We start from the raw sequence: 25405 nt of genomic DNA, 5'->3' as shown, positions 1-25405 counted from the left end.
CCACCACTTAAATTTTCTTCACTTCTACCAAGGTATCATTGTAAGGTATAACCGGGCCGTAACGTAGCTTATACTGACGGGGGTTAAATTGATCATTTGTGACATTTTGCAGATTTCCCCCCACCATATGCTTGGTCCACCAGCCTTCATACAATCGTATTTGTCCTGGGCGAAGGGCTTCTGTCAGCTTACAGTGTGCTTTGAAGCTGCCGCGATCGTTAAAAACTTCGACGATTTCCCCATTTTGTATTCCCCGGCTTTTTGCATCTTTAGGATTAATTTCCAACTTTGGACCCTGATCAATTTGGTTAATCCATTTGGCATTGGTAAATTGCGAATGGACCCGATATTTTGTATGCGCCTGACTGAATTGGAGCGGATATTTTTTACTTAATGAATTTTCAGATGATGCCTCACCCGGTTCGTCAAATGTTGGCAGTGCCTGATGGTCTTCTGCCATTTTTTCATGGTAAAGTTCTAATTTCGTAGAAGGCGTGTCATACTTTTGATCCATAAAGCCACGGTAAGGTTCGTCCGGTACATTTAATCGCATAATGCCATTATTCTTGATCAGGGCTTCAATAGTGATTCCCTTTAGTGCCGGATCGTCGGAATTCAGACGGGCCCTTTGATATTCTTCCGGTGTTTTCGGTAGATATTGATCCAAGCCTAATTTGGCTGCCAATTCCTTTTCAATTTGAAAATCCGATTTGCTTTTGTGGAATGGCTCAATGACTTTCTGTGAAAGAAGGACATGGGAGCGATTGACTTGCATGTTCTTGATCTCATATTCACTTTCGAAGCTTGTACTCGCCGGAAGGACGATATCTGAGAAGTTCACGCTCGGATTATGGAAAGGATCAATGGTTACGACAAAATCTAATGTATGAATCCAATCAATTGTTTTACTTAAATTAGCAAAATGCTGCTGCAGCGTATTACCAATGTTAATGACGGCTTTTACATTGTTCGGTTTTTCACGAAAATCTTGTGTCGTCATCTGCAGCGGTGTCGCTTTAAACTGTTCAGGAAGCTCCCATGTACCAAGCTTTGCACTCCAGGATGTACCATGGTATAAAGCGTTTCCAACAGAGCCCCCAACCCGGCCAATATTGCCGGTTAAGGCACCGAGGATGGCGCCGGCATGACCTGTCACATCGGAATTCGCCCACTTATCACCACCGCCAAATCCCCAGCCAAGAACAGCCGGTCCGCGGGTAGCATAATCACTCGTTAAGCCATAGATGATCTCTTCAGGAATTTCTGTTTTCTCAGATGCCCATTTTACGGTATATTGCTTTTGGTTTTCTTTTAGGGAAGTAAATACGGTTTTTACTTTGATCCCATTAACCGTAAACTTGCCTTCTAATTGTGCCTTCACTCCTGCAGCATTGAAAGGACGAGCTGACCCACTGTTCGTATCCCAAACAAGGTAAGGATTTTTTTCTCCGCCTTCTGCAGCATCATTGACCTTTAGTAACTGCTGATTATCCTCTCTTACTAAAAATGGTGCGGATGTATTTTGCACTAAATAATCCTGCTGATACCAGTTGTTTTCAAGAATCAGGCTAATCATTCCAAGCAATAATGCTGCATCTGTACCAGGTTTAATCCCAATCCACTGATTAGCTTTTGAAGCCGTTGTCGTATACGTTGGATCAATCACGATGATTTTCGCTCCGGCATCCTTTGCTTTAAAAAAGAACTTCGAATCCGTTAAGGTAGTTTCAAGAATATTACAGCCTAAGTAGATAATCGTTCTTGAATTTACCCAGTCGGATGTTTCGTTTTGGACATAGCCATATGCCTGTCCGCCGATACACTCTTCCAACCCATTGGCTAAGCCAATATCAATTCCGCTTTCAATGGCAAATTGCGCACCCAAGAGAGATGGGAGGAACGGATAGCCATATTCAACAGTTGATGAACAACTGAACAGAATGGAGTCACCGCCATGTTTACTTTTTAACTCTTTTAGCTTATTAGCAATCGTCGTCAGGGCCTCATCCCATGAAATCGGAACAAATTTCCCTTCTCCTCTTTCGCCCACACGCTTCAATGGAGTTTGCAGACGGTCTGGGCTGTAGATTCTCTCCAACTCGCTCAGTCCTTTGAGACAAACTGTTGAAAACCGTTTATCTGTCCAATTATTAGGGACGATTTTTACCAGCTTGCCTTCCCTCACGGTACATTGGAAAGCACAGCGTCCGCCACAATTGGTTGTATGGTAGGTGAAAGCTAATTTTTCCTTTGACTCCTCTTTAGCGGCAGCGGTCTGAAACCAATTTTTTGAAAAAAGAGAGCCTGAAAGTCCCAAGGCTGCGGTTCCAGTTGCACCCGCTTTAATAAAATTTCTTCTTGATATATTCATTGTGATTCTCACTCCATTTCAATTTCCATAAATAAGATTAGTAGAAAAGAATACATTTCGACGTTCATCCATATTTGAGTGATATTTCTGCTACAAATTGATTTTATTACGAATTATTTAGAATGAGGAGTGTGGCCTTCACTAGACTTACACAGGCTAATTTGTGTTCGATTCATAACCTTTAATAATATTTATGTAGTGACAACGGACAGTTATTGAACATTATGTGAATAGATATCAACTATTAGCCGAGTTTATCAGGTAAACAAGTGTTTAACATGGCACTCACCCGTCACAAAACAGACAAATTCTACAATTTTGTTAACAAGTATCCCAACCAATTTTCAAAATGAAAAGGGCATCCGATTGCTGAAAAAGCGGCTAATCGAATGCCCAAAAAACATATTAAGATAAAAACAATGAATAATGGATTTTAACAGCAACCATTAAGTTCAAATATTCTGTCGTGTTCTGCAGATTCACGCCGGTAATCTCTTCAATCTTTTTAAGCCTGTTTCTTAACGTATTCGGGTGAATGTACAACGCATCTGATACTTCATTCGTAATTCCTTCAAACTGAAAATAAGCTTTTAGTGTTTTTAGGTATTCTGTTCCATTCTTCACATCGCTTTCCATTAAGGACGCTAAGTATTCTTGACAAAAATCAGATAAAATCTCCTTGTGAAGATGGATAATGAGATAAATAATTCCCAGATCATTGATATGGAAGACATGATGATTTTCAAACCAAACTTGGCCAAATTGTAAAGCCATTTTAGCTTCCTGATAACTTTTATTAAGATTGACACTGTCCTGATACCATTTCCCAATTCCGATATGAAATTGACAGTCGGACCAGAGACGCGAAAGTTCTTGTTCCATTAAAACAGCCTTTGCAAAGACAAAATTCTTTCTTTTACTTGGATTGTGGCTTTCATCATCCTCTAAGAGAACAACCAGTTGATCTTGAAAAGGAAATAAAATAATGCCATCCGTCTGTGAAAATTGAGTCTCGATATGAGACATCATTTCATCCATCCACTCTAAATGGAGCATTAATTCCTCCGGAATGGTGACATCAATGATGAATAAATGATGCGGCTTATCCAGATCCCAGCCCCAGGACTTTCCTTGCTTTACGAGAACCTTCTTCGATTCGAACTTGTGATAAAGAAGGTCATAAATGAAATGCTCCTTCATTTTTTCCTGCTGCCCGCGAATCATTTCATCGGTTTGAAAAAAAAGGGCTGTTAAGCCGATGAATTTATCCATCATCAGCCTCTGCCATTCCGAAAAATTCGAGTAGGTGACTAAAGATAATTGGACCTGTCCCGCGATATTGATTAAGTATAGGTCATAAGGTTCCACTGTCTTTCCAGCGAGGTTTTGCTCACTTAATATGAATCGAGCTTGGTTTACCCCCCCGCTATCCTTCGCATTGGTTTTTAACCACTGCAGCGCTTTTTCAATCTCTTTTTGTGAACCGATTTGCCACAGAAGTTGATGATTTTCATCGATAAAGAGGAATGGTGCGTCTAAAGCAATAGAAAGATTAGTGGCCACATCCATAAACCCTTTATTCATAAAACCATTTAGCTCCAAGCTCAGCATGCTAAAAGAATGAGGATGTCTATTCGTTTGTAAAACGGGAAGGGATAAAACTTCTTCCGTTCGCACAACAGGCACTTTGCAATCGCTTAAAAGTGACAGACAATGATCATCAAACAAAAAATTCTGCTCCTGACAAATGATGATCGCCACGAGATTCGAATCTTGAATTAATTGATTGACGTATTTAATATTGTTCAACTTTGAACATTCCTCGTCTGAATCAAGTACGAGTAAAGTGGAACTTTCAAACCAATGGTCAGGAATAGTTGTCGATACGGTTTCATAATAGAGTTTCTCCTGCGGCAAAGGAGTCAAAAAGGTAAGTTGATAGAGCGGAATCGATAAGAGCATATCCTGGTATAACCGCTTCATTAAGATTTATCATCCTTCCCTTAAAAATATCTGTCCCTTTTGTTTTTTTAATATATGGATAGAAGGATTAGTGTAAGCAACAATAGGTATGTCAGCATCTTGAAAATGATTGGACTTCATTTCATTCGCATCTACCTTGATGATGCTCAGAGCACTTGTGATACAGTTTTCCACACATATTGGGCGCATACCTTGTTCAATCCGGTCAATACAAAAATTACATTTATCCGCACAATTTGTTTGAGGATTTAGTTTTAAGGCATCGAAAGGACATGCTTCAATACAACGCTGGCAGCCTTTACAGCGGCTTGGATTATGCACAACAATCCCGTCTTCACGCACTTGGAAATTATTCTCAGGGCAAATATAAAGACAAACAGGATTCATACAATGATTACATGAAATTGAAATATGGAGTGGATGTAGATCCGCTTCTGTTTCGAAAGTAACAACATTTCTTCGATGATTCCCCATCAAACCATAGAAATCATTACAGGCCATCTCACAGGTTTTACAATTAATACATCGATTAAGGTCAATGGAAAATACTAAACGTGATGACATGAAGTTCTCCCTTCTTTCTTAAATATTCCTTAAAAAAACCCTTTTATCCCCCATGAATACATAATAAAATATGTTTATATTGAATAAGTTCATCATAACCTAATGTATAAGAAATTTTATTGTCGATTTTGTGAAAGGATATCGTCTTATGATGACGAGCCCTGCAAAAATAGGCTCTTACGACTGAGATGCGAGGAGAGTAAGCATGAATCATCATCCAGCAAGAAAATGCCAGAATGTTTGTCCGAGAAATTGTCCAAGTTCATGCACGATGATTTCCTATGTTGAAAACGACCGCCTCCTTCGTATTGCCGGCGATTTCAACCATCCTTATACAAAGGGAAAGCTTTGTGCAAAAGGATTTTCTTACACAGAAAAAAACACCCACAGTGAACGCCTAAAATACCCTTACTATCAAAAAATTAAGGGATCAGGGAAATTTATTCAAATAACATGGGAAAAGGCCTTTCAACTGATCGTTAGTGAAATGTTGAACATATATAAACATTTTGGAAGTTTTCTTCCTTTTGCATGGTTTAAAGGTTCTGGGAATATCGGTGTTCATCATTTTGTGGCCGATGATTTTTTTTCAAGTATCGGAGAAACAACCAGGTTGATTGGTTCTTCCAGTTTATTTTCCGGGTGCCAAACCGTTGAAAATGGTCATGATGCACTAAATCGATTTAACCCTTCTGGGATCAAAGAGGCTGCAACGATTATCATTTGGGGGGCAAATCCGGCTGCAACCAATATTCATCTCATCCCTTTTATCTTCGATGCAAAAATAAAAGGCGCCAAAATTGTCGTCATTGACCCGCTTTTTACCCAAACAGCCGAGTTAGCCGATCTCTATATTCAATTACGACCGGGTTCAGATGGAACATTAGCCTGTTTATTGATTAAACACTTAATAGAACAGAATGCAGTCGATAAGAGCTTTGCTCCGATTCACTCTGTTGAAAATCATGATTTTAGCAAAAACATGGATGTAAAAGAATATTTGTTAAATTGCGATGTATCCGAAGAGGCTTTCAATCTGTTAGCTGGGTGGCTGACAAATGCTAAAACAGCAGCTTATGTGGTCGGGACCGGATTGCAAAAACATGCTAACTTCGAACAAACCATTCATTCCATTGAAACATTAGCGGAAGTTCATGGAGATACGGGAAAAATGGGCGGGGGTATTTATTTTAGAAGGAACAACACGCTGCTCTTCAATAATCAGCTTACTAAACAGGGAGTTGAAAAAAATCGGCTGCTAAACATACATGAAATGAGTAAACGGAATTCATCGCCCAACCAGCACCCTGTGCAAATGTTATGGGTAACATGCGCAAATCCATTAACACAAGAGCCTAACGCAAATGAAGCAAAGCGTTGGCTGAAGGAAATACCCTTGGTTGTAACGGTGGATCAATTCATGACTCCTACCGCACAAATGTCAAACCTGATCCTGCCAACCACAACCCATTTTGAAGAAATGGATATCGTTGCAAGCAGCTGGCATAAAGAAATTGCGTTAAATGAAAGAGCCGTTTCTCCTTTTTACGAAAGCAGAAGTGAATGGAGGATCATGACAGAATTAGCAGAAAGACTGAAGCAGCACTTGCCGTCACATTGTACTTTTCCGCTGTATCCTTCAGAAGAGGAATATCTTAATGCGCAATTTAATGAGCAAGTGTTTCGTCATTATTCCATTAGGAACGTGTTAGATTTAAAAGAAAGACGGATGACGGGGGTTATGGCGCAAGATGTATTGTCTGATCGTCAAGCTTATTCGGAAACGAAAGATGACCAGCCTTCCGGAAAAACAACTGAATCACCTTCATTGGATAAATCTGTGTTAGGGAAATACCCGCCAAAAGAGTATCCCTTTTGGCTGATGACTCCTCACCATCCATATGCATTCAACTCTCAATTTCATTTTTTACAACTCTCTGATGAGACAGAAGCATTTGTGGGAATCCACCCCAAAGCGGCTAGTGCTTTAGGCATTAAGAACGGGGATATCGTTAAGGTTTATAACCAGCAGGCTTGTATCGAGATAAAGGCAGTTTACAGTAAACAGGTGGCAAAAGATATTGTCCTGATCTACCAAGGGTGGTATCCAGAGTCAGAAATAAATATAAACGAGCTTGTAACCAACCAGCACCCTGAAAGCGGAAACGAAACGGCGGCATTCTTTGATACATTCGTGAATGTGCGGAAGTTATAAAAATCTGAACACTGTTGGTAAATAGCGCCGTCAACGCATTTTGAAATGCTCCATTTTAACCAAAAAAGGAATCTGATTATCTGCCCAATGTAGATAATCAGATTCCTCTATATTAAAAGAGGAAAAGTCCTCTTTCTAATTTGAAAGAGGACTTTTTTGCTAAAGGCTCTGTTAAACTTGGTTGTTGATTTCCGTTCCAGGCACTTCGCTTTCCGCGGGCGACCGCCGAGCCTCCTCGCCACTTCGTGCCTGCGGGGTCTCGTCTGTCTCGCTATTCCCGCAGGAGTCTTCGTGCCTTCCACTCCAATCAACAAAGTCCTCCAAAATCAACATTGACCTTTAACACAGCTTTGCTAAAAAAGACACTTTTAGTCAGTGAGCTACCCCTCATTGAATTCAATCCTTACGCTGCTGACTTTTATTTTCCGAAGGTTTCCTTCAACTTCGCGAAATTATCCTCGAGTTCATTCAGCGCTCTTTCATTTTGCGTCTCTCTATGTATGTTTACAGTATGAATAATCGTAACGATTTCGTTTACCATATTCTGCTCTGCCTCATTATATTGATCACTGTCACCCAGCAGAACTTCATTTGACATGTTCATATAATCCTCTAAAAATTTTTCTTCCTCAGCAGTTAATTGGAAATCTTTATTCACAACATAATCCGAGGTAATCTCATAGGCTTTTAAACTATCATCCCAAATTTTTGGGTCAATGTCTTCTTGTTTTGTTTCACTTTGCCCACATGCTGTTAAGATTATTCCAACTAATAAAAATGAACAAATATATAATACCTTCCTGAAGCGATTCATCGATATCCCCCTCATCCTTTCTATACCATTTCATTTTACCATTCAAAGCGGAAAGAATTGTTACTATTTTCTTAATTAATGTAATTCGATTGAAATACATGTTTAAAAGGAAAAATGGAAAAGGTAAATATCTAAGGAATGCAAAAAAGAAAGGATGAAATCTAAATGCCTGAATACAACAATAATAAAGAACAAACGAAAAATGTCGAGAGTGGGATGGATCGCGGAGAAATTGAAAATAACTTGAGCAACGATAACGCCTTTAGCGACCAGGGATTGGAAAATGCCAGTAAACTTAATCATGCTATGAAAAAAGGAAATGCAAAATGATCGACCACAGCCGGTGACACCGTTCAGTGACGGTCGTTTTTGCGATAAACTTCTTTATGAAGAAACACCCGGGTGTGCACTTTATCCCGGGTGTTTCTATATTCAGAAAGCTCAATGCAAATGTAAGCCGTGCTGGCGAATTCTGTTTTTAATCATTTCGTCATTCACCTGGGACTCATTATAAGTAATTTTTACCTCGCCATCAGTTATGTCTACCAAAGCCCTTTCAATTCCGTCCATTTGCATTAATATCGTTTCTAATTCTTGGATTGGTTCTTCTCTGGTTGCTTCTTTGATAATAATCGTCATGTCTTTCAATTTCCGTACTTCCTTCCTCACGTTTTTCTCAATAGTCATGCTCATTTGATATGGTGCCCATAAATATATCATATCCATGCTTGCGGCAAAATTTTTATGGTGTAATAGAAAAATTGAATAGACACTTATAAATCCCGATTTTTCACAAGTTCTATAACCCCGGCAATCGCTTCCTTCAAAGCCTCCTCCTTTGTATCACCGAATCCATTATGGCAGTACCATTCTGCGTTTTCTGCCACTGCTACTGCGTGCCAATAATTTCCATTTTGGAAAATGTCAATTAATACACCGCATGTTGGGTCATCATAGTGCAGCCGTTCCGTTTGGCTTAGCAAATCCATACTGATTCTCATGTTTATCGCTCCTCTGCCTTTAATGCATATCAGGATGGTTGCTTTTAGTTTGTGATAGAAATAATTAGAAAACAATTGGCAATTTCCACCAGTGCATTTGTCATAGAAAAAGACCATGATAGCAACTGATTTAATCGCATTTATTAGGGAAACAAGAGAACCGACCCCATGTTTTTCTGCTTCTTCAATAGAAATCGTTGAATTTTTCCGCTTGGGGTCTTTGGGAGTTGTTCAACAAATTCAATTTCCCTCGGGTATTGATGTTTGGATAGTTTATTTTTCACAAAAATACTTAATTCTTTTGCCAGCTGTTCGGTTGGTTCATAGGTTGGGGAAAGGACGATAAATGCTTTAACGATTTCTCCCTTCGCTTCATCCGGTTTTCCGACGACAGCTGCTTCCGTTACGGCAGGATGTTCAATGAGACTGCTTTCGACTTCAAATGGACCAATACGGTACCCTGCACTGGAAATGATATCATCAGCGCGTCCTTCAAACCAAAAATATCCTTCCTCGTCTCTGCTGGCTAAGTCCCCGGTCAGAAGCCATTTGCCCCTGATCTTTTCTTTTGTTTTCTGCTCATCCTGCCAATAGCCGAGGAAGAAATTGGGGAAAGCAGTCGTGTCAACGGCTATTTGACCAATTTCACCTTTCTTGACGATGGTTCCATCTTCATCTACAAGGGCAAGATTAAATCCGGGAGAAGGAAGCCCCATTGAGCCTGGCTTTACCTTCATATCTGTTACATTAAAGTTATCAACGATCATCCCGGTCTCCGTGCAGCCATAATGATCATAGATTTCTCTGCCAAAATTTTCTTTAAAGAAGCGCACTACTTCGGCATTTAATGGTTCTCCGGCAGAGCTGAATTTTTTTACCTGGATGTGATACTTTTTGATCAGCTCAGGTCCATATGTCAGCATCATTCTGTAGGCTGTAGGGGCATAAGCAAAATTGGTAATCTGGTATTTTTCTAACAGTCGATAGGTTTTTTCGACATCGAAAGAACCTTTATAGCAAAGGATGCTGACACCATAACTTAATGGAACAAAGGTGCAATTAATCAACCCAAATGCCCAGCCTAAATCAGCCCCGCCATAAAAACGATCCTCATCCTCCACTCCAATCGCATAGCGAACATAAGGATAGGAACTAAGTAATATTTTATGTGCCCAAACAGCTCCTTTTGGCAATCCTGTTGAACCCGAAGTATACTGAATCACACATGGATCCGTTATTTTGGTAGGCACTGTTCCATGATCAGACGAAAAAGATTGCACAAATTCCCAAAATGTCTGCCCCGTATGGGTCAAACCGTCCTTTAAGAGGATTTTGGCGGAAAGGTCAAGATCGGTTATTTTCGCCGCCTGTTCTTGATTCGTTACCAATACTTTGCATCCTGAGTTTTCCAATCGATAGCGAATGGCCTCAGGTCCAAAGGCCGTAAACATCGGAACATAGACAGCGCCAATTTTCCAAGAGGCTAAAACGGTGATAATGAGTTCCATTTCTTTTCCCAGCAGACCGGCCACCCGATCCCCTTTTTGGACTCCAAGTGATCGTAAGGCATTGGCCATACGATTGGATTGCTCTTTCATACGCTTGTACGTCCAAACATCTTTATTCCCTGATTCATCTTCCCAATAAACAGCTATCCGCTCCGGATCATCTGCCCATCGATCACAACATTCATGTGCCATATTAAACTTCTCATGAACATTCCAAGCAAAAGTCTGGATTACTTTTTCCCATGAAAATGATTCAAAAAGCTCTTCGTATTTCATTGACAACCACTCCTTGAACGGTTTATTGGTGGATGAACAACAATTTATTTTTTGACTATTCGGAATTTTTATTCCGCAAAATGGTGAAAGAATAGAGTGTCTGACATTATTTCTCCAATTTGTTTAAAAGTCCTTTCATTAAACAGAATTATTACTACCATGCTTGGAGTAATAGAGTTGTTATTTCTTCTTCTAGATCTCCTGTTCCTAATACAAAGCGATTATTTTCTCCGCGAATATCAACGAGAATATTTCGGACTAATTCAGGGATACTGTCTTTGGCGATATCAAAGTCTCTCAATCGGTGCGGAATTTCTAATTTTTCAATGAGTTCGCTGATTAGCTCAGGTGCCAATGCTGCTTCTTCTACCCGATCGCCACTTTTAGCATGACCTAGTACTTCCGTAATCAGCGCCTGTTCTTGGGATGTTCTTGGTAAAAGAAAGCGCATGACGTGCGGCAGCATAATCGCGGATGTCATTCCATGCGGAACGTGAAACAAAGAACCTAATTGATGGCCGATGCTGTGCGATAATCCGAGTTTAATATTCACCACCGAGAATAATGAAAGCCATGCGCCCAGCTGGCATTCTAGACGGTATTCCAGATTAGACGGCTCTTTTTTACATAGAGGTAAAGAAGTATACAATTTTTTTAAGGCTTGTAAAGCTAAACCTGAATTAATAGGATTTGGTTCAGGTGAATAAAGGGTCTCTACAGCGTGATCGACGGCACGAATCCCAGTGGATATCCACAGCCATTCGGGTGTATCGATCGTAAATACCGGATCTAGAAATACGCTCTTAGGAGTCATGTGTATATGAGAAAACTTGTATTTGATTTTGTCTTCCTCATTTGTTACTCCTGCAATGCTTGTAAATTCTGAAGCTGATAAGGTGGTTGGAATCGCAATATGTGGAATATATGGCTTCATGTGAATGGGCTTATGATTCACCGTATGATCGGAGTACTGGTAAATCTCCTCCTCTGTTTGAATCCCTTGGGCTAAACAAAAAGAAAGAATCTTTGCTCCATCAATTGGACTTCCACCGCCGCAGCTAATGATCAAATCAGGATGATAATGATACATCTCTTTAAGATCCTGCAATAATATACTTCCTGGAACATGCTGTTTTGTACAGATGGTGAACGTTTTAATCGAATGATTGTGAAGGGACTGGACCATTTCCATAAAGGGATGAGACTTTAACAGACTATTTGTGGTAACAATTAGTACCTTTTCCGCGTTAAAATGACAGACCTCATCTATTAATTTTTGCGCCGTGCATTGAATCCCATAATGAACGCGTTCGACAGGTAGATAGTGATAAATCATGAACTAACCTCCAGAATAAACTTTAACACGCCGAATCGATGGATGCTTTGTTTTTACATACCAACGATGCCCTTTATTGATGAGGATTCCTCGTCTTTTGAGCTGTCATAGACATTTGTATACATGATTAGTACCTGATAAGAATTAGAGCAAAACTTTACTCATAATCCCTTGGAGAACAAATTTATTAAACTGAACCGATATTTCCTGTAAGGTATAGCCATGATTAGGTGAATACCAGCGCTGCATGTAATTAAAAACACCAAATATGGCAAACGTAATCAGTTTCGGATCCAAATCACGTCTAAACTCGTTTTTTTCAATCCCTTCGCTGATGATTTGACGGAACATGTGGTCAATTTCGTCTCCTAACGTGGCAATTCTCCCGCCAAATTCAGCCTTAAACCACTCAATTGAAATCCACACAAATAATTCGCTTTGATACCGTTCAAAACCATTGATATGGTTAATCAAAGCCTTTTCAAGCTTGAGTGTCGGCGAATCATTTGTCTGAATAATCTTTCGTAGATTTTCGGTCATTTCATTCAATGGTCTTTCCACAACGGAGTAGAGCAAATCTTCTTTTTTATCAATATAATAATATAAGCTCCCTTTCAACATCCCGACCGCATTGGCAATATCCTCTAATGTCGCTTCTTTATAGCCTTTTTCACGGAATACTTTTGCCGCTGCATCGACAATTTTCATATATTTTTCATTTGACTTTTTTGTTGTTTTTACATTTTTACCCATAATAACGACTCCTTCTCATCTTTAAACCTTATACCCATTGAAAAATCTGATTGATTTATAAATGTTCCTTCATAAAACAATCACTTGTTTGAATAATATTTTACATTGTTGTCTTTATTTTCACAATATTTATTCAGGTATCAAAGTTTATTATAGATGGAACTTCTTCAAGTTTTATCAATAATCATGATGCTAGTCATTACAGGTGTTTGCTATTTCAAAGGCATGAAACATGAGGTGCTTTACTTTTGTCATAAAGTCAGCAAAACGCGGGTCTACCGCCTGCCCTACTTTCCAGCGATAGTAAATCTGCTGCAGGACAACGGCCAATTTAAAATAGGTAAAAGAGAGATAATAATTGACATGTGGAATATCCCTTCCCGTTTTCTCTGCATACCTCTCGAGGAACTCTCTCCGCTTGATAAAACCGGGAAGAACAGTAACAGTTGGCAGGCTCTCTTTGAGATAATCCGGATCGTTATCTTCGAGCCAATAGCCTAATGCACCTGCTAAATCAAAAAGAGGATCCCCAATGGTTGCGATCTCCCAATCAAGGATAGCCTCAATCCTTTGGTAATTTTCTGAAAGCAGCATATTATTCAATTTATAATCATTATGGATAACCGCAGCCCCTTCTGACGCAGGAAGATGATCGATATACCATCTGGCTAATGGGGCAAAATAAGGAATTTCATCCGTTGCATATTTTCGGTAGCGGCTGATCCAGCCATTCACCTGTCTTTCTAAAAATCCATTGGGGAAACCAAATCCTGCTAGATTGGCTCTTTCATAATCAATCGAATGTAATTCGGCCAGCGCATCCACTACAGCATAGGACAGGTTTTGGCAAAGTTCTGCTGTGGGTGTAAAACCTTCGGGAAATTGATCATCTAGTACAACGCCTTTTTTTCGTTGCATGACATAAAATGGTACCCCGATAATGGATTTATCCTCACAGTAAACATAGGGTTTAGGTACATAAGGAAATACCGGAGATAAACTTCTTAATAAATCTGATTCCCTTTTCATATCATGAGCTTTAGGCGGCAGGGGCCCTGATGGAGGCCGGCGCATCACTGCTTCCCATTCACCGCTTTTAATCAAATAGGTCAAATTGGATACACCGGTTGGAAATTGTTCCACCATTAACTCCCGGTTTGGAAAGTCTTCGACATGTTCATATAAGTAATTTCTTAATGCCTCCTGATTAAAGTTCTCGCCATTTCGAATCGGAATCGTTTCTACTGCTTGTTTATTTTTCATCCTTCCTTCACCACCTAAGTAAAAGTTGAATAAAGTTAAAAATCTAACGTTTGTTTGATTTTATTATAACAAGTAAAATAGGATGATTCAATTTAATTATCTGAAAAGTACAATTATTTTAGCGTATTCGAAGTGCTCTTTATATTTTCTGAATTTTCCATTAACTACCTTGATCTATCCTTCCTTAAGCGATATAATTTTAGTTGTAAACGATTTCAAACTAAAAACTGGAGGTATATGGATGCCATTACAACCCCAAGTAAGAAATCTATTGGATCAAATTGCTGCGGCAAAAGCCACTGGTGTAAAAGCCATTGAGGAAATGACGGTACAAGAAAACCGTGATGGTTTGCTTGCTTTCTATGAAGGTGTCGTTGGGGAACCCCAGGAGGTAGGAAAAGTAAAAAATCTCACTATTCCAGTGGATGGCGGTCAAATCGGCTTACGTCTTTATTCTCCAAAAGGGGAAGGTCCATTTCCGGTCTTTGTTTATTACCATGGCGGCGGATGGGTGTTGGGCAATTTAGATGTGATCGATCCGATTCTTCGTTCTGTCAAAAATTCTACCAAATGTTTGGTTGTATCCGTAGATTACCGCCTTGCCCCTGAGCACAAATTCCCGATCCCTGCAGAAGATTGTTATGCAGCAACCAAGTGGGTCGCTGAAAACATTGCGAAACATAATGGCGATCCCAGCCGCATCGCTGTTGGCGGTGATAGTGCCGGGGGAAATCTGGCTGCTGTTGTTCCATTGATGGCAAGGGAGCGCAAGGGACCGTCTATCGCCTATCAAGTTTTGCTATACCCTGTAACGAATTTTTCTTTTAATACGCAATCCTATATGGAAAATGGCAAGGATCATTATTTGGAAACACCTGCCATGCATTGGTTTGCGAATCATTATTTAAATAATGAAGAAGATAAATATCATCCTTATGCCTCACCACTGCTTGCGGATGATGTATCCGGATTACCGCCGGCGCTCATAATCACAGCGGAATATGATGTCCTTCGCGATGAAGGTGAGGCTTATGCTGCCAGATTAAAAGAAGCAGGAGTACCAGTAGAACAGACAAGATATAACGGGCAGATTCACGGTTTCTTCTGGATGCCGGTGATTATGGACGATGCCGGGAAAGCCCTCCAGCAAATAACAGAAGCGCTTAATAAAGTATTTTCTTCAAGCGCCGCTCGATAATCTCTGTCTAAAAAAAGCCAATTACCTTCTAACTAATAGGAAGTAATTGGTTTTTATTCTGAACAAAAAAGAATGAACCAACTTGAATTGTCCATTCCACAAGTACAAATGTCCATTTTTGGTGTCAGGCACCAGAAGAAGCTGACATCAAAAAGCGAATAATAAACTTTTTAAGTCAGCTTCTTCTTATACATTATCTATTATTCTAATTTAGGATTGATACGTGACTCCGGTTTGTCTGACCATGGCTCTAAGACAGGGGTCATGTAATGAATTTTGATTTTTCTTTCCGTCAAGCGCCATTTTCCGGTTTTATTGCTATATTGATCCCAGTTCGTGGCAGCAATGACTAGCGCAACTCCATTAGCATTTGTCGCGGTACAATCGACATCAGATACGCATGAAGCCGTACCATTTTCGATATCCACGTTAATCACTTCATTCATCCCGTAATGATGGGTTTCAGGAAGTCCTTGCCAAATCGCTCTGATTTTCTCTACAATCTCCTGCTTCCCATTGCAGACTCCCCACGGGTCGCCAATATCCCATACAGCATTTTCTTCCCACTGATCCATGAATAATTTTTCGTCCAATTTATCGACCCCATGGTTATAGTTGGCAATGATTTCCTTAATTTGCTCTCGAGCCTCTAATTCTAAGATTCTACCTTCAAGCGTTTTAGCAAATGTTTGCTGCATATCCATCACTCCTCAAATTATTTTGTTGTTTTAAATCCTGTTTTTAACCTGTTCCACAATGAACCTGAATAGAGTCCATTATTTAAATATTGCGATATTATAGAACATTCGCCTTTTGCACAGGTGATTTGAAATATGGAAGCACTTCATCGGCAAAGCGTTTCATCGCTCTCATGACTTTCTTGTGTTCCATATCCCCCATTCTAAACCAGCAAGACATACTATTAATGCCAGCCTGTTCAACTACTTCCAGTCGATTTACGGCTTCTTCAGAACCCGATAATAAGGCCACTCCTGATTGATTTAAGGCCCCAACATTGATTGGCCCGTCAAATTCTTTGGCGACTTCAGCGAATCTTTCATAGGTTGCAGGAGCTTGTGTTCCTTTAGCACCCGGAATGAGCTCAAGCACTTTATTGAAATAAATCGCCATTTCTTTTTCTACATTTTTAATGGCCTGATCTGTATCGTCAGCAATATTCATTTGCAAATTCATATGAACGGATGGAATAATCCCTTTTTGCAACAAGCGATCCCTTGTCCGTCTTGTATATTCCAGCACGTCATCCATGACCATCAGGGTTGGCGTAACCATAAATTCCGGCGCCCCCTTTTCTACTACTAAGTCAAAGGATTCAGGACTGATACAAGCATGATAGAATGGAATTCTTTCTTGGATTGGTTTTGGTGTTAATCTCAAGCTGTCGAATGAATAAAACTCGCCGTTATAGCTGAAGGTATCGTTATTCCATAATCCTTGGATAATTTCAACGTATTCCCAGAAACGCTCTCTCGTTCTTTCGAGGCTGATACCAAGCCCCTTTGCTTCACTTGGCTGATAGCCGCGTCCAGCTCCGAATTTTAAGCGTCCATTACTTAAAACATCTACCATGGCATAGTCTTCAGCAATCCGAACGGGATTATCAAAGTTCAAAATGCTGACGCCAATTCCAATATCCATCTTCTTTGTTATTTGGGAGATGGCCGCCGCAGCGACTTGAGGAGATGGCATGCTGCCATATGCGCTAAAATGATGCTCTGCTAACCATACACTTTCAAAACCAAGTTCTTCACCATATTGGATTTGTTCCAGCATTTCTCCATATGCTCTTTCATAGTTCTGATCGTGACACTCATTAACATAGAATAATCCCATTTTCATCCTTCAACACTCCCTTAATGATTTTGTTTATATTAATTTATAGAACAAACATGATAACAAAAGACAGATTGGATGCGTTTACATTTAAACAGCAAGGGGTGGATCCAATTTCGTTATCCCTCCTTTAAAAAGAGCAACCAATAAAACAAACAACCATTTGATTTATATTATAGCTTAACACCATTAAATTTTCAAACAATTCAGATAATTAATCATTAAAGAATATCTTACATGGATTAAATTATACCTTCCTGTATATAGGAATCTATTTTCTCCTTTTTCATGCCCAATGCTTTATAGATCTGCTCATTATGCTCGCCTAATTTAGGGGCAATCGATTGAATGCTGCCTGGTGTGTCAGACAATTTAATTGGAATTCCGATATGAGTCCCATCTAATCCCGGTATTTCTTGAATCATCCCGCGCTCTCTTATTTGTGGATCTTCAGTCATTTCAGCAAAAGTTAAAACCGGAGAAATACAAGTTTCAAAGTTTGCAAAAACATTTAACCATTCATAAAGCGTTTTCGTTTTCATAATTTTCCCTATTTCGAGCTTTAATTCATCTTGCTTGTTTTGCGGAGCATGAAGATCTCCAATAAAATCTACCCTCTCAATCCCTTTGCAAAATTCCACCCAAAATTTTTCTTCAAGTGCAGCCACTGATAAATACCTCTGATCAGCAGTTTCATACACTTCATAACAGGCTTTACTTCCCGATAGAGGCAGTTCCCCTCTTTTTGGCAGCTCATGATTTGCCAAGTAGTTTGGCAGGATCGTTTGCAGCCATGAAACAGTACCATCCAACATGGAAATATCAATAAACTGACCTTTTCCTGTTTCGTTTCTTGCTATCACTGCCGTAAGAATCCCCATAACAGCCATTAAAGAGCCTCCGCCAATATCGGCAATCTGAACAGGAGGCGGAAAAGGCTTTTGCTTCCTTTCACCTTGAAGCTGGAGCAGCCCTGCATAGCTTAAGTAATTCAGATCATGACCTGGCATCTTGGCATAAGGACCAGTTTGCCCAAACCCGGTAATGGCACAATAGATCAGTCTTGGGTTAATGGTCTTTAAGGTATCATAGCCCAAACCTAATCGGTCCATTACCCCGGGACGGAATGATTCGACTAACACATCCGCCGTTTTGATTAACTCTTTAAATAGTTCTTTCCCTTGATCTGACTTTAAATTAAGGGTTACACTTTTTTTATTTCGATTTAATGAGGAAAAAATGGCGCTGTCCGTTTCCGCTTTTGGTTCTTCCCATCTTGTATAGTCACCTAGAATCGGTTCCTCGATCTTAATCACTTCTGCCCCGAAGTCAGCAAGAAACATCGTACAGTAGGGTCCAGGCAATAAACGGGTCAGATCGACAACTCTTATCGATTGGAGCGGTCCGTTCATCTAGTTCGCCTCCATTCATATGTAGGAATAAAGGACCGGCTCTCTGTTTATTCAATTATTTTCCAATAAAACAAATAGTTGTTTGAAATATAATCCTACAAGAGCCGGTACCTATCCTTTTGCTATTCTGATAGTGTACCCCCATCGATAAAGAATGTTTGCCCTGTAATATAATTTGAGGCTTCTGACACAAGATATAAAGCAATTTGGGAAATATCCTTTGGCGTCCCTAATCTTCTGAGCGGTATGGCTTTTACCGCCCCTTCAAGCCATGTTTTGTTCTCCATCTCCGATTTATTAATTTCTGTACTAATCAGTCCCGGAGCAATCGAATTCACATGGATATTATAACGGGCCCATTCTGCAGCCAGCGATTTGGTCAGATGAATCACAGCTGCTTTTGTCGCCGTATAAGGGGCAATCCGCTTATATGGTTTTACCCCGCCGACAGAAGAGATATTGATGATTTTTCCTGAACCTTGTTCCCTCATCAGCTTCGCTGCTTCCTGACAGCTGAAAAATACCCCCTTCATATTCACATCGTTGATATAATCCCAATCCGCTTCGGTCACTTCCAAAGCGGGTTTTGTCACATTGGCGCCGGCGTTGTTCACCAGCACGTCGAGTCTGCCAAATTCTTCTTTCACGATCCGATATAAATGGTAAATATCCGCTAGTTTCGATACATCACAGGACACCGTCAAGGCGTATCTCCCAAGCTGGCGGACTTCATTGGCTACGACTTCACAGCTTTCTTTATTGCGGCTTGCTAAGATAATATCAGCGCCTGCGGCAGCAAATTCACGGGCCATCTCCGCCCCTAGACCCCTGCTACCCCCAGTAATCAGAATGACTTTTCCACTTAAATCTAGGTTCATCTCCGCCATCCTCCTTTTATATTTCTAAGACTATTAAGTTCCTTAAGATTCAATAAAGGAAACTAGTTCTTCATTGAAACGATCAATTTCCTCAATAAATGGCGCATGTGAACTGTTTTCAAAAACGACTAATTTAGCTCCCGCTATTTCCCTGGCTGAATACTCAGACAACTGGAGCGGAACAACTCCATCATGGAGGCCGTGGAAAAATGCCACTGGAATCGTAATATCTCGCAATCTATTGCGTAAATCGATTTTCCCCAGATCCTCCATGGTCTTCTCCGTAAACCAGCTTTGTTCCATAAAGTTATTGAAAAACCAATCTTTCATTGGCTGCCCGACATCCTGATGAAAACAGCCATCAGCAATGTTCCGAATTAATGCAGGCCGATTTACACGCATCGCTGCTAATGTTTGCTCTACAGCCTCCTGCGGAAATCCAAGCTCGAATCCCTTTGCTGACGTATACCTTGGAACCGCTCCGCCAACGGACACTGCTTTCTTGACAAATCTTCCGCCATACCGTGTTACATAATCCATGACAATCGAGCCCCCGGCAGACCAGCCAACAAGAACAGCATTCTCTAAATTTAGTTCTTGCATAAATTGATGAAGATCATCGGCTAATTCAGAAATTTTATAGCCATGTGCAGGTTTAGAAGAGTTTCCGCAGCCACGGCAATCAACCGTAATCACGCGGTATTTATCGCAAAGATCAATCGCTTGTCTTTCCCAAACCATCCGATTCATGCCCCAGCCATGAACAAAAACAATCGGCGTCCCTTCTCCTCTGTCTTCATAATAATATTGAATTCCATTTTCAATATTGACGTACGGCATACCGAATTCCTCCTTTATTTTTGACCATCTTATTAGAAAAACCTCTTAATAAATTCATAGAATGTTATAGCGAATGGATATAATATATGAAAAAATAAATCTACCGGTTGTTTGAATTTATTATAACAAGCATTCAAAATCGGGGCAATTATTTTTCGTAATTTTCTGATAACTATTTTAAAGGCTGCTGGTTAAGACTTAAACTGGTAAACATATAGGAAAAATCATGTGAAAATAATTTAATGTCCTCTATTAATTTAGGATCAATCATTCGATTTAGACTATCAAATTGCTTATTTTGGGCAAAAATATAACTAGGGGTTACAAAAGTCTGTAAATACCCCGCAATGGGCTTCAACTGGTTTTCAATCACGAGATAGTGCAGATGATTCCCGCCAGTAGCAGCAAAACCCATGACTTTATGGTGAAACGCCGAGGGAGGAACTAAATCAATTAAATTTTTTAACACCCCACTAAAGGAGCCTTGAAAAATAGGGGTGCCAATGACATAACCATCGGCAGAAGAGATCATGTCAATGACTTTTGCCGTATCCCCGGTATAATCCTCTGTCGGACGTCCATCACAAAACTGAATCTGATATTGTTTCAGATCTAATAATTCTACTTCCACTTCGGGATTTGATTTCTTTATTTCTTCTAGAACTTTATTGATCACGATTAAGGTTTTTGAACCTGTAATCGTACCCGATATCCCCAGTATTTTCATCTTTTCCACTCTCCCTTCTATTCATCTCTAAACAACTTGGTGCCAAACATGGCCAAATCCATTACATAAGTGGAATTGACAGGGTATGTTTGACACCTTCAGAGTTGGGTCTGGTTCAAAGATGCTGTTTTCGCTTATTTATAGGAATAATGCTTTTCCATATTAGCCATCCTTCTTAATTCTAATTTCGCCACTGCTTCTTGGTGTACTTCGTCCGGGCCATCGGCAAGTCTTAGGGTGCGGGCATGAGCCCAAATCTGTGCCAACGGGAACACATCACTTACCCCGCCTGCTCCATGAACCTGGATCGCCCGATCTATCACTTTGAGGGCCATATTCGGGACAATCACCTTAATCATCGCAATTTCTTTCCTTGCTGCTTTATTACCGACAGTATCCATCATATGGGCAGCATTTAATGTCAGCAATCTTGCCTGATCGATTTCAATACGGGAATCAGCAATCCAGCTGCGGATCACCCCTTGCTCAGCAATCGGCTTCCCAAATGCCACCCGCTCATTCGCCCGTTTACACATTAATTCTAAAGCCCGTTCCGCCATGCCGATCAAGCGCATGCAGTGATGAATCCGTCCGGGTCCCAATCTGCCTTGGGCGATTTCAAAGCCCCTGCCTTCACCGAGGATCATATTGGAAGCAGGGACACGCACATCGTTAAATTCGACAATTGCATGTCCGTGCGGCGCGTCATCATAGCCGTAAACCGGAAGATGCGATTTAACTTCAACCCCCGGTGTTCCGACTGGAATAAGGATCATCGATTGCTGTTTGTGTCTTTCGGCATGGGGATCACTTTTCCCCATCAGGATTAAGATTTTACAGCGCGGATCCATAATCCCGGAAATCCACCATTTGACGCCATTAATGACATACTCATCACCATCTCTGACAATGGAGGTAGAAATATTGGTTGCATCGGAAGAAGCCACATCGGGTTCCGTCATCACATACGATGAGCGAATTTCTCCATTTAATAACGGCACAAGCCATTTTTCCTTTTGTTCCGGAGAGGCATATTGTTCCAAGAGCTCCATATTCCCCGTATCCGGTGCCGAACAATTAAATACTTCAGGACCAATTAAGGAACGGCCCATGATTTCCTTCAGCGGTGCATATTCCAGGTTGGTTAAACCGGCCCCGTTTTTACTTTTTTGTAAAAAGAGATTCCATAAACCGGCTGCTTTGGCCTGCCTTTTCATTTCTTCCATAATCGGCGGGATTTCCCAGCGGCTGCTGTCTGACTTCAACTGTTCTTCATAGACACTTTCACTTGGTAATACCACTTCGGTCATAAATGCCTTTACCTTTTCTTCTAACTCTCTAACTCTTGCACTTTTTTCGAATAACATATAATAATCCTCCTCTATTTTAGTTATATTTTTAAATTTCAATTATTTATGTGTAAATTTAGCCGAACGCTTTTCGATAAACGCTTGCACACCTTCTCTGACATCCTCGGTTTTAAAAATATCGAGAAAAAGATTGATCTCCAGCTCAAGTCCCGATTGTAAATCCATTTCTATTCCATCATTGACAGCCTGTTTGATGCGGCTTAAAGACTGTAGAGAAAGATTGGTCATTTTTCCTGCCATTTCTTTCGCTCGTGCCAATCCCTTTCCTTTTGCGACAACCTGATTGACTAAACCAATGGTTAAAGCTTCTTCCGCCGTTACCGGTTCACCGGTAAACATTAATTCCTTTGCTTTTGCTTCACCGACTAATCTTGGCAGCCTTTGTGTTCCTCCGGCTCCTGGGAATAAGCCTAATTTCACTTCAGGAAGCCCAAGCTGTGCCTGCACCTCAGCAATGCGAATATCACAGGCTAAAGCCAGTTCACAGCCCCCGCCAAGGGCAAATCCATTGATCGCGGCAATGGTTGGCTTTGGTAAATTTTCCAGCATCGTAAATACTTCATGATTAGCTGTCGTAACCTTCCGCAATTCCTCTTTTTCTAAATGAATCCATTGCGGGAATTCTTTAATATCGGCGCCGGCCATAAACGCACGCTCTGCAGCTCCTGTTAGTATGACAACGATCACGTTGGGATCATCATATATCTGTGAAACGACTTCCTTTAATTCTCTCGTGAGATGACTGCTTAAGACATTCATGGGCGGATTATCAATCGTGACCACCGCGATCCCTTGCTCTATTTCAAGCTGCACTAAACGATTCATAAGCTTTCACCATCCCTTTCATGTTATGTTCCAAAAGTTAAACCTCATGTCTATGACTCTATTATTTCGGCTGCATCCGGATCGCTCCGTCTAAGCGTATTGTTTCTCCATTCAGCATGGGATTCTCGATAATGCTTGTGACCAGCATGGCAAATTCAGATGGATAGCCAAGCCGCTGCGGAAATGGAACCGATGCCCCAAGGGACTCTCTTGCTTGTTCCGACAGCGTATCAAACAACGGGGTATGAATCAGACCAGGGGCAATCGTCATCACCCTGATTCCATGCCGGGCTAATTCCCTGGCAATTGGCAGTGTCATGGCAACAATTCCGCCCTTGGATGCGCTGTAGGCCGCCTGCCCAATTTGCCCTTCAAAAGCCGCGACGGAGGCGGTATTAATGATCACACCTCTCTCCCCTTCATCATTCGCAATATTTTCAATCATGATTTCAGCCGCTAAGCGAATGACATTAAAGGTGCCAATCAAATTGACTTGGATGGTCCGATTAAATCCTTCAAGGTCATGCACCCCTTCTCTGCCAACGACTTTTTTCGGCTGTCCGATTCCGGCACAGTTAATGACGGTATTAATTTTGCCAAACTTGACAATTCCCTCCTGTAAAGCCGCTTTAATGTCTTCTTCATTTGCTACATCTGCTTTTGTAAAAATGACATTATTAGAGCCTAATCTTTGCACAACTGCCGCTCCTTTTTCTTCTGATAAATCAACAATCACCACTTTGCCGCCGGATTCAACGATCCGTGTGATGGCCGCTTCACCCAAACCGGAACTTCCGCCTGTTACAACCGCTACACAATCTCTTACGTTCATCAGCCATTCCTCCTTATTTGTTTTAATCTATTACTTTTTGCTTTATTAATATGAAGTTAATGAATTCTTTCTATAATCGTGGCATTCGCCATTCCGTTTCCTTCACAGATCGCCTGCAGGCCAAATTGTCCGCCTGTTCGTTCCAATTCATGAATCATCGTGATCATCACCCGGGCGCCGCTGGCTCCTAATGGATGACCAAGGGCGATAGCCCCGCCATTTGGATTCAACTTTTGCGGATCGGCTTTAATTTCTTTAAGCCAGCACAGCGGCACTGGAGCAAAAGCTTCATTGACCTCAAATACATCGATATCTGCAACGCTCAAGCCCGCTTTCTTTAATACTTGTCTTGTTGCTTCGATTGGACCCGTTAACATGAGAGTTGGATCGGAACCGACAACAGTGCGGGCGGTGACTTTAAACCGCGGTTTGAGTCCTAATTCTAGCGCTTTTTCTTTCGCCATAAGCAGCAAAGCACCGGCACCATCACTCATTTGGCTGGAATTTCCTGCATGAATGATCCCGTTCTCCGTAAAAGCTGGTTTGAGGCTGGAAAGCTTCCCTATCGTGGTATCTCTGCGCGGGCCCTCATCTTCTGTAATAGCTTTTTTTGCCCCGTCTTCTAGCGTCACTTCAATGGGCATGATTTCTCGTTCAAAATGACCTTGCTCTTGAGCGATAATGGCTTTTCGATGACTTTCTAAGGCAAATTCATCGGCTTCGCTGCGGGTAATGCCCCATTTTTCAGAAACGGCCTCTGCGGATAAACCTTGATGGATCAGGTTATACTGTGAGGTTAGGCTCTCACTCCACTTGGTCTTTTGCCAATTGGATAACATCGGCACACGCGTCATGCTCTCCACTCCGCCGGCAATGACAATATCCATATCTCCACTCAAGATCGCTTGTGAGGCAAAATGAACGGCTTGCTGGCTGGAACCACATTGCCGGTCAATTGTTGTTCCGGGAACATGAATCGGAAATCCAGCTGTTAATGCAGCGGTCCGGGCAATGTTCATCGCCTGCTCTTCTACTTGCGTCACACAGCCTAAAATCACGTCCTCTACCAAATCCCCGGAAATACCGGCTCGATTGACTAGTTCTTTTAATACTTTCGCCGCTAAATCATCGGGGCGAACGTTGCTTAGCACCCCTTTTCGTTTTCCAACCGGTGTTCGGACTGCTTCGACAATCACGACCTCACGCATATGTATCCTCCTTATACCTATAAAAAGTAAATACCTACTATTTGTTTGATTTTGCTGTTCACTTTTTATAATGCAAAATCCATGCCAACTCATCAGGAAACAGAAGAAATTCTGTCATTTTATTTGGGATCACCATCATTAAAAGGTTCATGCCATACAAATTTTATTATTCCGTTC

Annotated in this window: 23 protein-coding genes; 3 read left to right on the top strand and 20 right to left on the bottom strand. The window is 40.9% G+C overall.

Translation table 11 applies throughout. The annotated features are described in order from the left end of the window. Nucleotides 1-7 precede the first annotated feature (7 nt). The 3 genes from HNR53_RS15960 to HNR53_RS15950 all read right to left on the bottom strand — a co-directional run bounded on the left by HNR53_RS15960 (nucleotide 8) and on the right by HNR53_RS15950 (nucleotide 4918). Nucleotides 8-2371, bottom strand: a complete 2364-nt coding sequence (locus HNR53_RS15960; RefSeq protein WP_184527788.1) for a molybdopterin-dependent oxidoreductase — start codon at nucleotides 2369-2371, stop codon at nucleotides 8-10. A 405-nt stretch (nucleotides 2372-2776) separates the two neighbouring features. Further along, nucleotides 2777-4354 (bottom strand): PucR family transcriptional regulator, encoded by a 1578-nt coding sequence (locus HNR53_RS15955; protein ID WP_184527786.1) that lies wholly within the window; start codon nucleotides 4352-4354, stop codon nucleotides 2777-2779. Nucleotides 4355-4363: 9 nt separating this feature from the next. Further along, nucleotides 4364-4918, bottom strand: a complete 555-nt coding sequence (locus HNR53_RS15950) for a 4Fe-4S dicluster domain-containing protein (protein WP_184527784.1) — start codon at nucleotides 4916-4918, stop codon at nucleotides 4364-4366. Between the two features lie 205 nt (nucleotides 4919-5123). Here HNR53_RS15950 and HNR53_RS15945 point away from each other — a divergent pair, with 205 nt between their 5' ends. Then, on the top strand, nucleotides 5124-7133 hold the full coding sequence (locus HNR53_RS15945; protein WP_184527782.1) for a molybdopterin-containing oxidoreductase family protein: 2010 nt from the start codon (nucleotides 5124-5126) through the stop codon (nucleotides 7131-7133). Between the two features lie 418 nt (nucleotides 7134-7551). Here HNR53_RS15945 and HNR53_RS15940 read toward each other — a convergent pair whose 3' ends face one another. Then, a complete protein-coding gene (locus HNR53_RS15940; protein ID WP_184527780.1) occupies nucleotides 7552-7947 on the bottom strand; it encodes a hypothetical protein in 396 nt (131 codons plus the stop codon). A 165-nt stretch (nucleotides 7948-8112) separates the two neighbouring features. On the opposite strand from HNR53_RS15940, the gene HNR53_RS15935 reads away from it, so the two are divergent. Next, nucleotides 8113-8277, top strand: a complete 165-nt coding sequence (locus HNR53_RS15935) for a hypothetical protein (protein ID WP_184527778.1) — start codon at nucleotides 8113-8115, stop codon at nucleotides 8275-8277. A gap of 111 nt (nucleotides 8278-8388) precedes the next feature. Here HNR53_RS15935 and HNR53_RS15930 read toward each other — a convergent pair whose 3' ends face one another. The 6 genes from HNR53_RS15930 to HNR53_RS15905 all read right to left on the bottom strand — a co-directional run bounded on the left by HNR53_RS15930 (nucleotide 8389) and on the right by HNR53_RS15905 (nucleotide 14084). After that, entirely contained in the window at nucleotides 8389-8640 is a 252-nt protein-coding gene (locus HNR53_RS15930; protein WP_246439614.1) for a heavy-metal-associated domain-containing protein, read from the bottom strand. Between the two features lie 80 nt (nucleotides 8641-8720). Beyond that, nucleotides 8721-8948: a hypothetical protein gene (locus tag HNR53_RS15925; protein ID WP_184527776.1), complete on the bottom strand. Its 228-nt coding sequence runs from the start codon at nucleotides 8946-8948 to the stop codon at nucleotides 8721-8723. Between the two features lie 143 nt (nucleotides 8949-9091). Next, the gene (locus HNR53_RS15920) at nucleotides 9092-10732 is read right to left on the bottom strand and encodes an acetate--CoA ligase (protein WP_184527774.1); all 1641 of its coding nucleotides are present in this window, start codon (nucleotides 10730-10732) and stop codon (nucleotides 9092-9094) included. A gap of 154 nt (nucleotides 10733-10886) precedes the next feature. Beyond that, nucleotides 10887-12068: an iron-containing alcohol dehydrogenase gene (locus HNR53_RS15915; protein ID WP_184527772.1), complete on the bottom strand. Its 1182-nt coding sequence runs from the start codon at nucleotides 12066-12068 to the stop codon at nucleotides 10887-10889. A gap of 144 nt (nucleotides 12069-12212) precedes the next feature. After that, nucleotides 12213-12821, bottom strand: a complete 609-nt coding sequence (locus HNR53_RS15910; protein WP_184527770.1) for a TetR/AcrR family transcriptional regulator — start codon at nucleotides 12819-12821, stop codon at nucleotides 12213-12215. 192 nt (nucleotides 12822-13013) lie between these two features. Continuing rightward, a complete protein-coding gene (locus HNR53_RS15905) occupies nucleotides 13014-14084 on the bottom strand; it encodes a phosphotransferase family protein (protein ID WP_184527768.1) in 1071 nt (356 codons plus the stop codon). 241 nt (nucleotides 14085-14325) lie between these two features. Between HNR53_RS15905 and HNR53_RS15900 the strand changes: the two genes are divergently transcribed. Further along, nucleotides 14326-15282 (top strand): alpha/beta hydrolase, encoded by a 957-nt coding sequence (locus HNR53_RS15900; protein ID WP_184527766.1) that lies wholly within the window; start codon nucleotides 14326-14328, stop codon nucleotides 15280-15282. Nucleotides 15283-15482: 200 nt separating this feature from the next. On the opposite strand, the gene HNR53_RS15895 is transcribed toward HNR53_RS15900, so the two are convergent. From HNR53_RS15895 to HNR53_RS15850, 10 genes are all read right to left on the bottom strand, one after another. Beyond that, nucleotides 15483-15980, bottom strand: coding sequence for a nuclear transport factor 2 family protein (locus HNR53_RS15895; RefSeq protein ID WP_184527763.1), 498 nt, complete (start codon nucleotides 15978-15980; stop codon nucleotides 15483-15485). Nucleotides 15981-16077: 97 nt separating this feature from the next. After that, nucleotides 16078-17142 (bottom strand): LLM class flavin-dependent oxidoreductase, encoded by a 1065-nt coding sequence (locus HNR53_RS15890; protein WP_184527760.1) that lies wholly within the window; start codon nucleotides 17140-17142, stop codon nucleotides 16078-16080. 236 nt (nucleotides 17143-17378) lie between these two features. Next, a complete protein-coding gene (locus HNR53_RS15885) occupies nucleotides 17379-18548 on the bottom strand; it encodes a CaiB/BaiF CoA transferase family protein (RefSeq protein WP_184527758.1) in 1170 nt (389 codons plus the stop codon). Between the two features lie 122 nt (nucleotides 18549-18670). Beyond that, complete coding sequence (locus HNR53_RS15880) at nucleotides 18671-19426, bottom strand: SDR family NAD(P)-dependent oxidoreductase (RefSeq protein WP_184527756.1); 756 nt, start codon at nucleotides 19424-19426, stop codon at nucleotides 18671-18673. A 42-nt stretch (nucleotides 19427-19468) separates the two neighbouring features. Continuing rightward, entirely contained in the window at nucleotides 19469-20266 is a 798-nt protein-coding gene (locus tag HNR53_RS15875) for an alpha/beta fold hydrolase (protein WP_184527754.1), read from the bottom strand. A gap of 172 nt (nucleotides 20267-20438) precedes the next feature. Next, nucleotides 20439-20993, bottom strand: coding sequence for an NADPH-dependent FMN reductase (locus HNR53_RS15870; RefSeq protein WP_184527752.1), 555 nt, complete (start codon nucleotides 20991-20993; stop codon nucleotides 20439-20441). A gap of 134 nt (nucleotides 20994-21127) precedes the next feature. Next, nucleotides 21128-22360, bottom strand: coding sequence for an acyl-CoA dehydrogenase family protein (locus HNR53_RS15865; RefSeq protein ID WP_184527750.1), 1233 nt, complete (start codon nucleotides 22358-22360; stop codon nucleotides 21128-21130). Between the two features lie 42 nt (nucleotides 22361-22402). Next, nucleotides 22403-23188, bottom strand: a complete 786-nt coding sequence (locus HNR53_RS15860) for an enoyl-CoA hydratase (protein ID WP_184527748.1) — start codon at nucleotides 23186-23188, stop codon at nucleotides 22403-22405. A 61-nt stretch (nucleotides 23189-23249) separates the two neighbouring features. Then, nucleotides 23250-24020 carry a 3-hydroxyacyl-CoA dehydrogenase gene (locus HNR53_RS15855; RefSeq protein WP_184527746.1) on the bottom strand — a complete coding sequence of 257 codons (771 nt, stop codon included), beginning with the start codon at nucleotides 24018-24020 and terminating at the stop codon, nucleotides 23250-23252. A gap of 56 nt (nucleotides 24021-24076) precedes the next feature. After that, complete coding sequence (locus HNR53_RS15850; RefSeq protein ID WP_184527744.1) at nucleotides 24077-25228, bottom strand: thiolase family protein; 1152 nt, start codon at nucleotides 25226-25228, stop codon at nucleotides 24077-24079. Between the last annotated feature and the right edge of the window lie 177 nt (nucleotides 25229-25405).

Source organism: Bacillus benzoevorans (genome assembly GCF_014207535.1).
Classification (GTDB): domain Bacteria; phylum Bacillota; class Bacilli; order Bacillales; family Cytobacillaceae; genus Bacillus_BD; species Bacillus_BD benzoevorans.
Note: the sequence above shows the minus strand (reverse complement) of the source record. Positions and strands in the feature narration are given on the sequence as shown.

Bases quoted from the DNA above. Each gene is read 5' to 3' on its own strand.
- HNR53_RS15960 (WP_184527788.1), bottom strand. From the start codon at position 2,371: ATGAATATATCAAGAAGAAATTTTATTAAAGCGGGTGCAACTGGAACC.
- HNR53_RS15955 (WP_184527786.1), bottom strand. From the start codon at position 4,354: ATGAAGCGGTTATACCAGGATATGCTCTTATCGATTCCGCTCTATCAA.
- HNR53_RS15950 (WP_184527784.1), bottom strand. From the start codon at position 4,918: ATGTCATCACGTTTAGTATTTTCCATTGACCTTAATCGATGTATTAAT.
- HNR53_RS15945 (WP_184527782.1), top strand. From the start codon at position 5,124: ATGAATCATCATCCAGCAAGAAAATGCCAGAATGTTTGTCCGAGAAAT.
- HNR53_RS15940 (WP_184527780.1), bottom strand. From the start codon at position 7,947: ATGAATCGCTTCAGGAAGGTATTATATATTTGTTCATTTTTATTAGTT.
- HNR53_RS15935 (WP_184527778.1), top strand. From the start codon at position 8,113: ATGCCTGAATACAACAATAATAAAGAACAAACGAAAAATGTCGAGAGT.
- HNR53_RS15930 (WP_246439614.1), bottom strand. From the start codon at position 8,640: ATGAGCATGACTATTGAGAAAAACGTGAGGAAGGAAGTACGGAAATTG.
- HNR53_RS15925 (WP_184527776.1), bottom strand. From the start codon at position 8,948: ATGAGAATCAGTATGGATTTGCTAAGCCAAACGGAACGGCTGCACTAT.
- HNR53_RS15920 (WP_184527774.1), bottom strand. From the start codon at position 10,732: ATGAAATACGAAGAGCTTTTTGAATCATTTTCATGGGAAAAAGTAATC.
- HNR53_RS15915 (WP_184527772.1), bottom strand. From the start codon at position 12,068: ATGATTTATCACTATCTACCTGTCGAACGCGTTCATTATGGGATTCAA.
- HNR53_RS15910 (WP_184527770.1), bottom strand. From the start codon at position 12,821: ATGGGTAAAAATGTAAAAACAACAAAAAAGTCAAATGAAAAATATATG.
- HNR53_RS15905 (WP_184527768.1), bottom strand. From the start codon at position 14,084: ATGAAAAATAAACAAGCAGTAGAAACGATTCCGATTCGAAATGGCGAG.
- HNR53_RS15900 (WP_184527766.1), top strand. From the start codon at position 14,326: ATGCCATTACAACCCCAAGTAAGAAATCTATTGGATCAAATTGCTGCG.
- HNR53_RS15895 (WP_184527763.1), bottom strand. From the start codon at position 15,980: ATGCAGCAAACATTTGCTAAAACGCTTGAAGGTAGAATCTTAGAATTA.
- HNR53_RS15890 (WP_184527760.1), bottom strand. From the start codon at position 17,142: ATGAAAATGGGATTATTCTATGTTAATGAGTGTCACGATCAGAACTAT.
- HNR53_RS15885 (WP_184527758.1), bottom strand. From the start codon at position 18,548: ATGAACGGACCGCTCCAATCGATAAGAGTTGTCGATCTGACCCGTTTA.
- HNR53_RS15880 (WP_184527756.1), bottom strand. From the start codon at position 19,426: ATGAACCTAGATTTAAGTGGAAAAGTCATTCTGATTACTGGGGGTAGC.
- HNR53_RS15875 (WP_184527754.1), bottom strand. From the start codon at position 20,266: ATGCCGTACGTCAATATTGAAAATGGAATTCAATATTATTATGAAGAC.
- HNR53_RS15870 (WP_184527752.1), bottom strand. From the start codon at position 20,993: ATGAAAATACTGGGGATATCGGGTACGATTACAGGTTCAAAAACCTTA.
- HNR53_RS15865 (WP_184527750.1), bottom strand. From the start codon at position 22,360: ATGTTATTCGAAAAAAGTGCAAGAGTTAGAGAGTTAGAAGAAAAGGTA.
- HNR53_RS15860 (WP_184527748.1), bottom strand. From the start codon at position 23,188: ATGAATCGTTTAGTGCAGCTTGAAATAGAGCAAGGGATCGCGGTGGTC.
- HNR53_RS15855 (WP_184527746.1), bottom strand. From the start codon at position 24,020: ATGAACGTAAGAGATTGTGTAGCGGTTGTAACAGGCGGAAGTTCCGGT.
- HNR53_RS15850 (WP_184527744.1), bottom strand. From the start codon at position 25,228: ATGCGTGAGGTCGTGATTGTCGAAGCAGTCCGAACACCGGTTGGAAAA.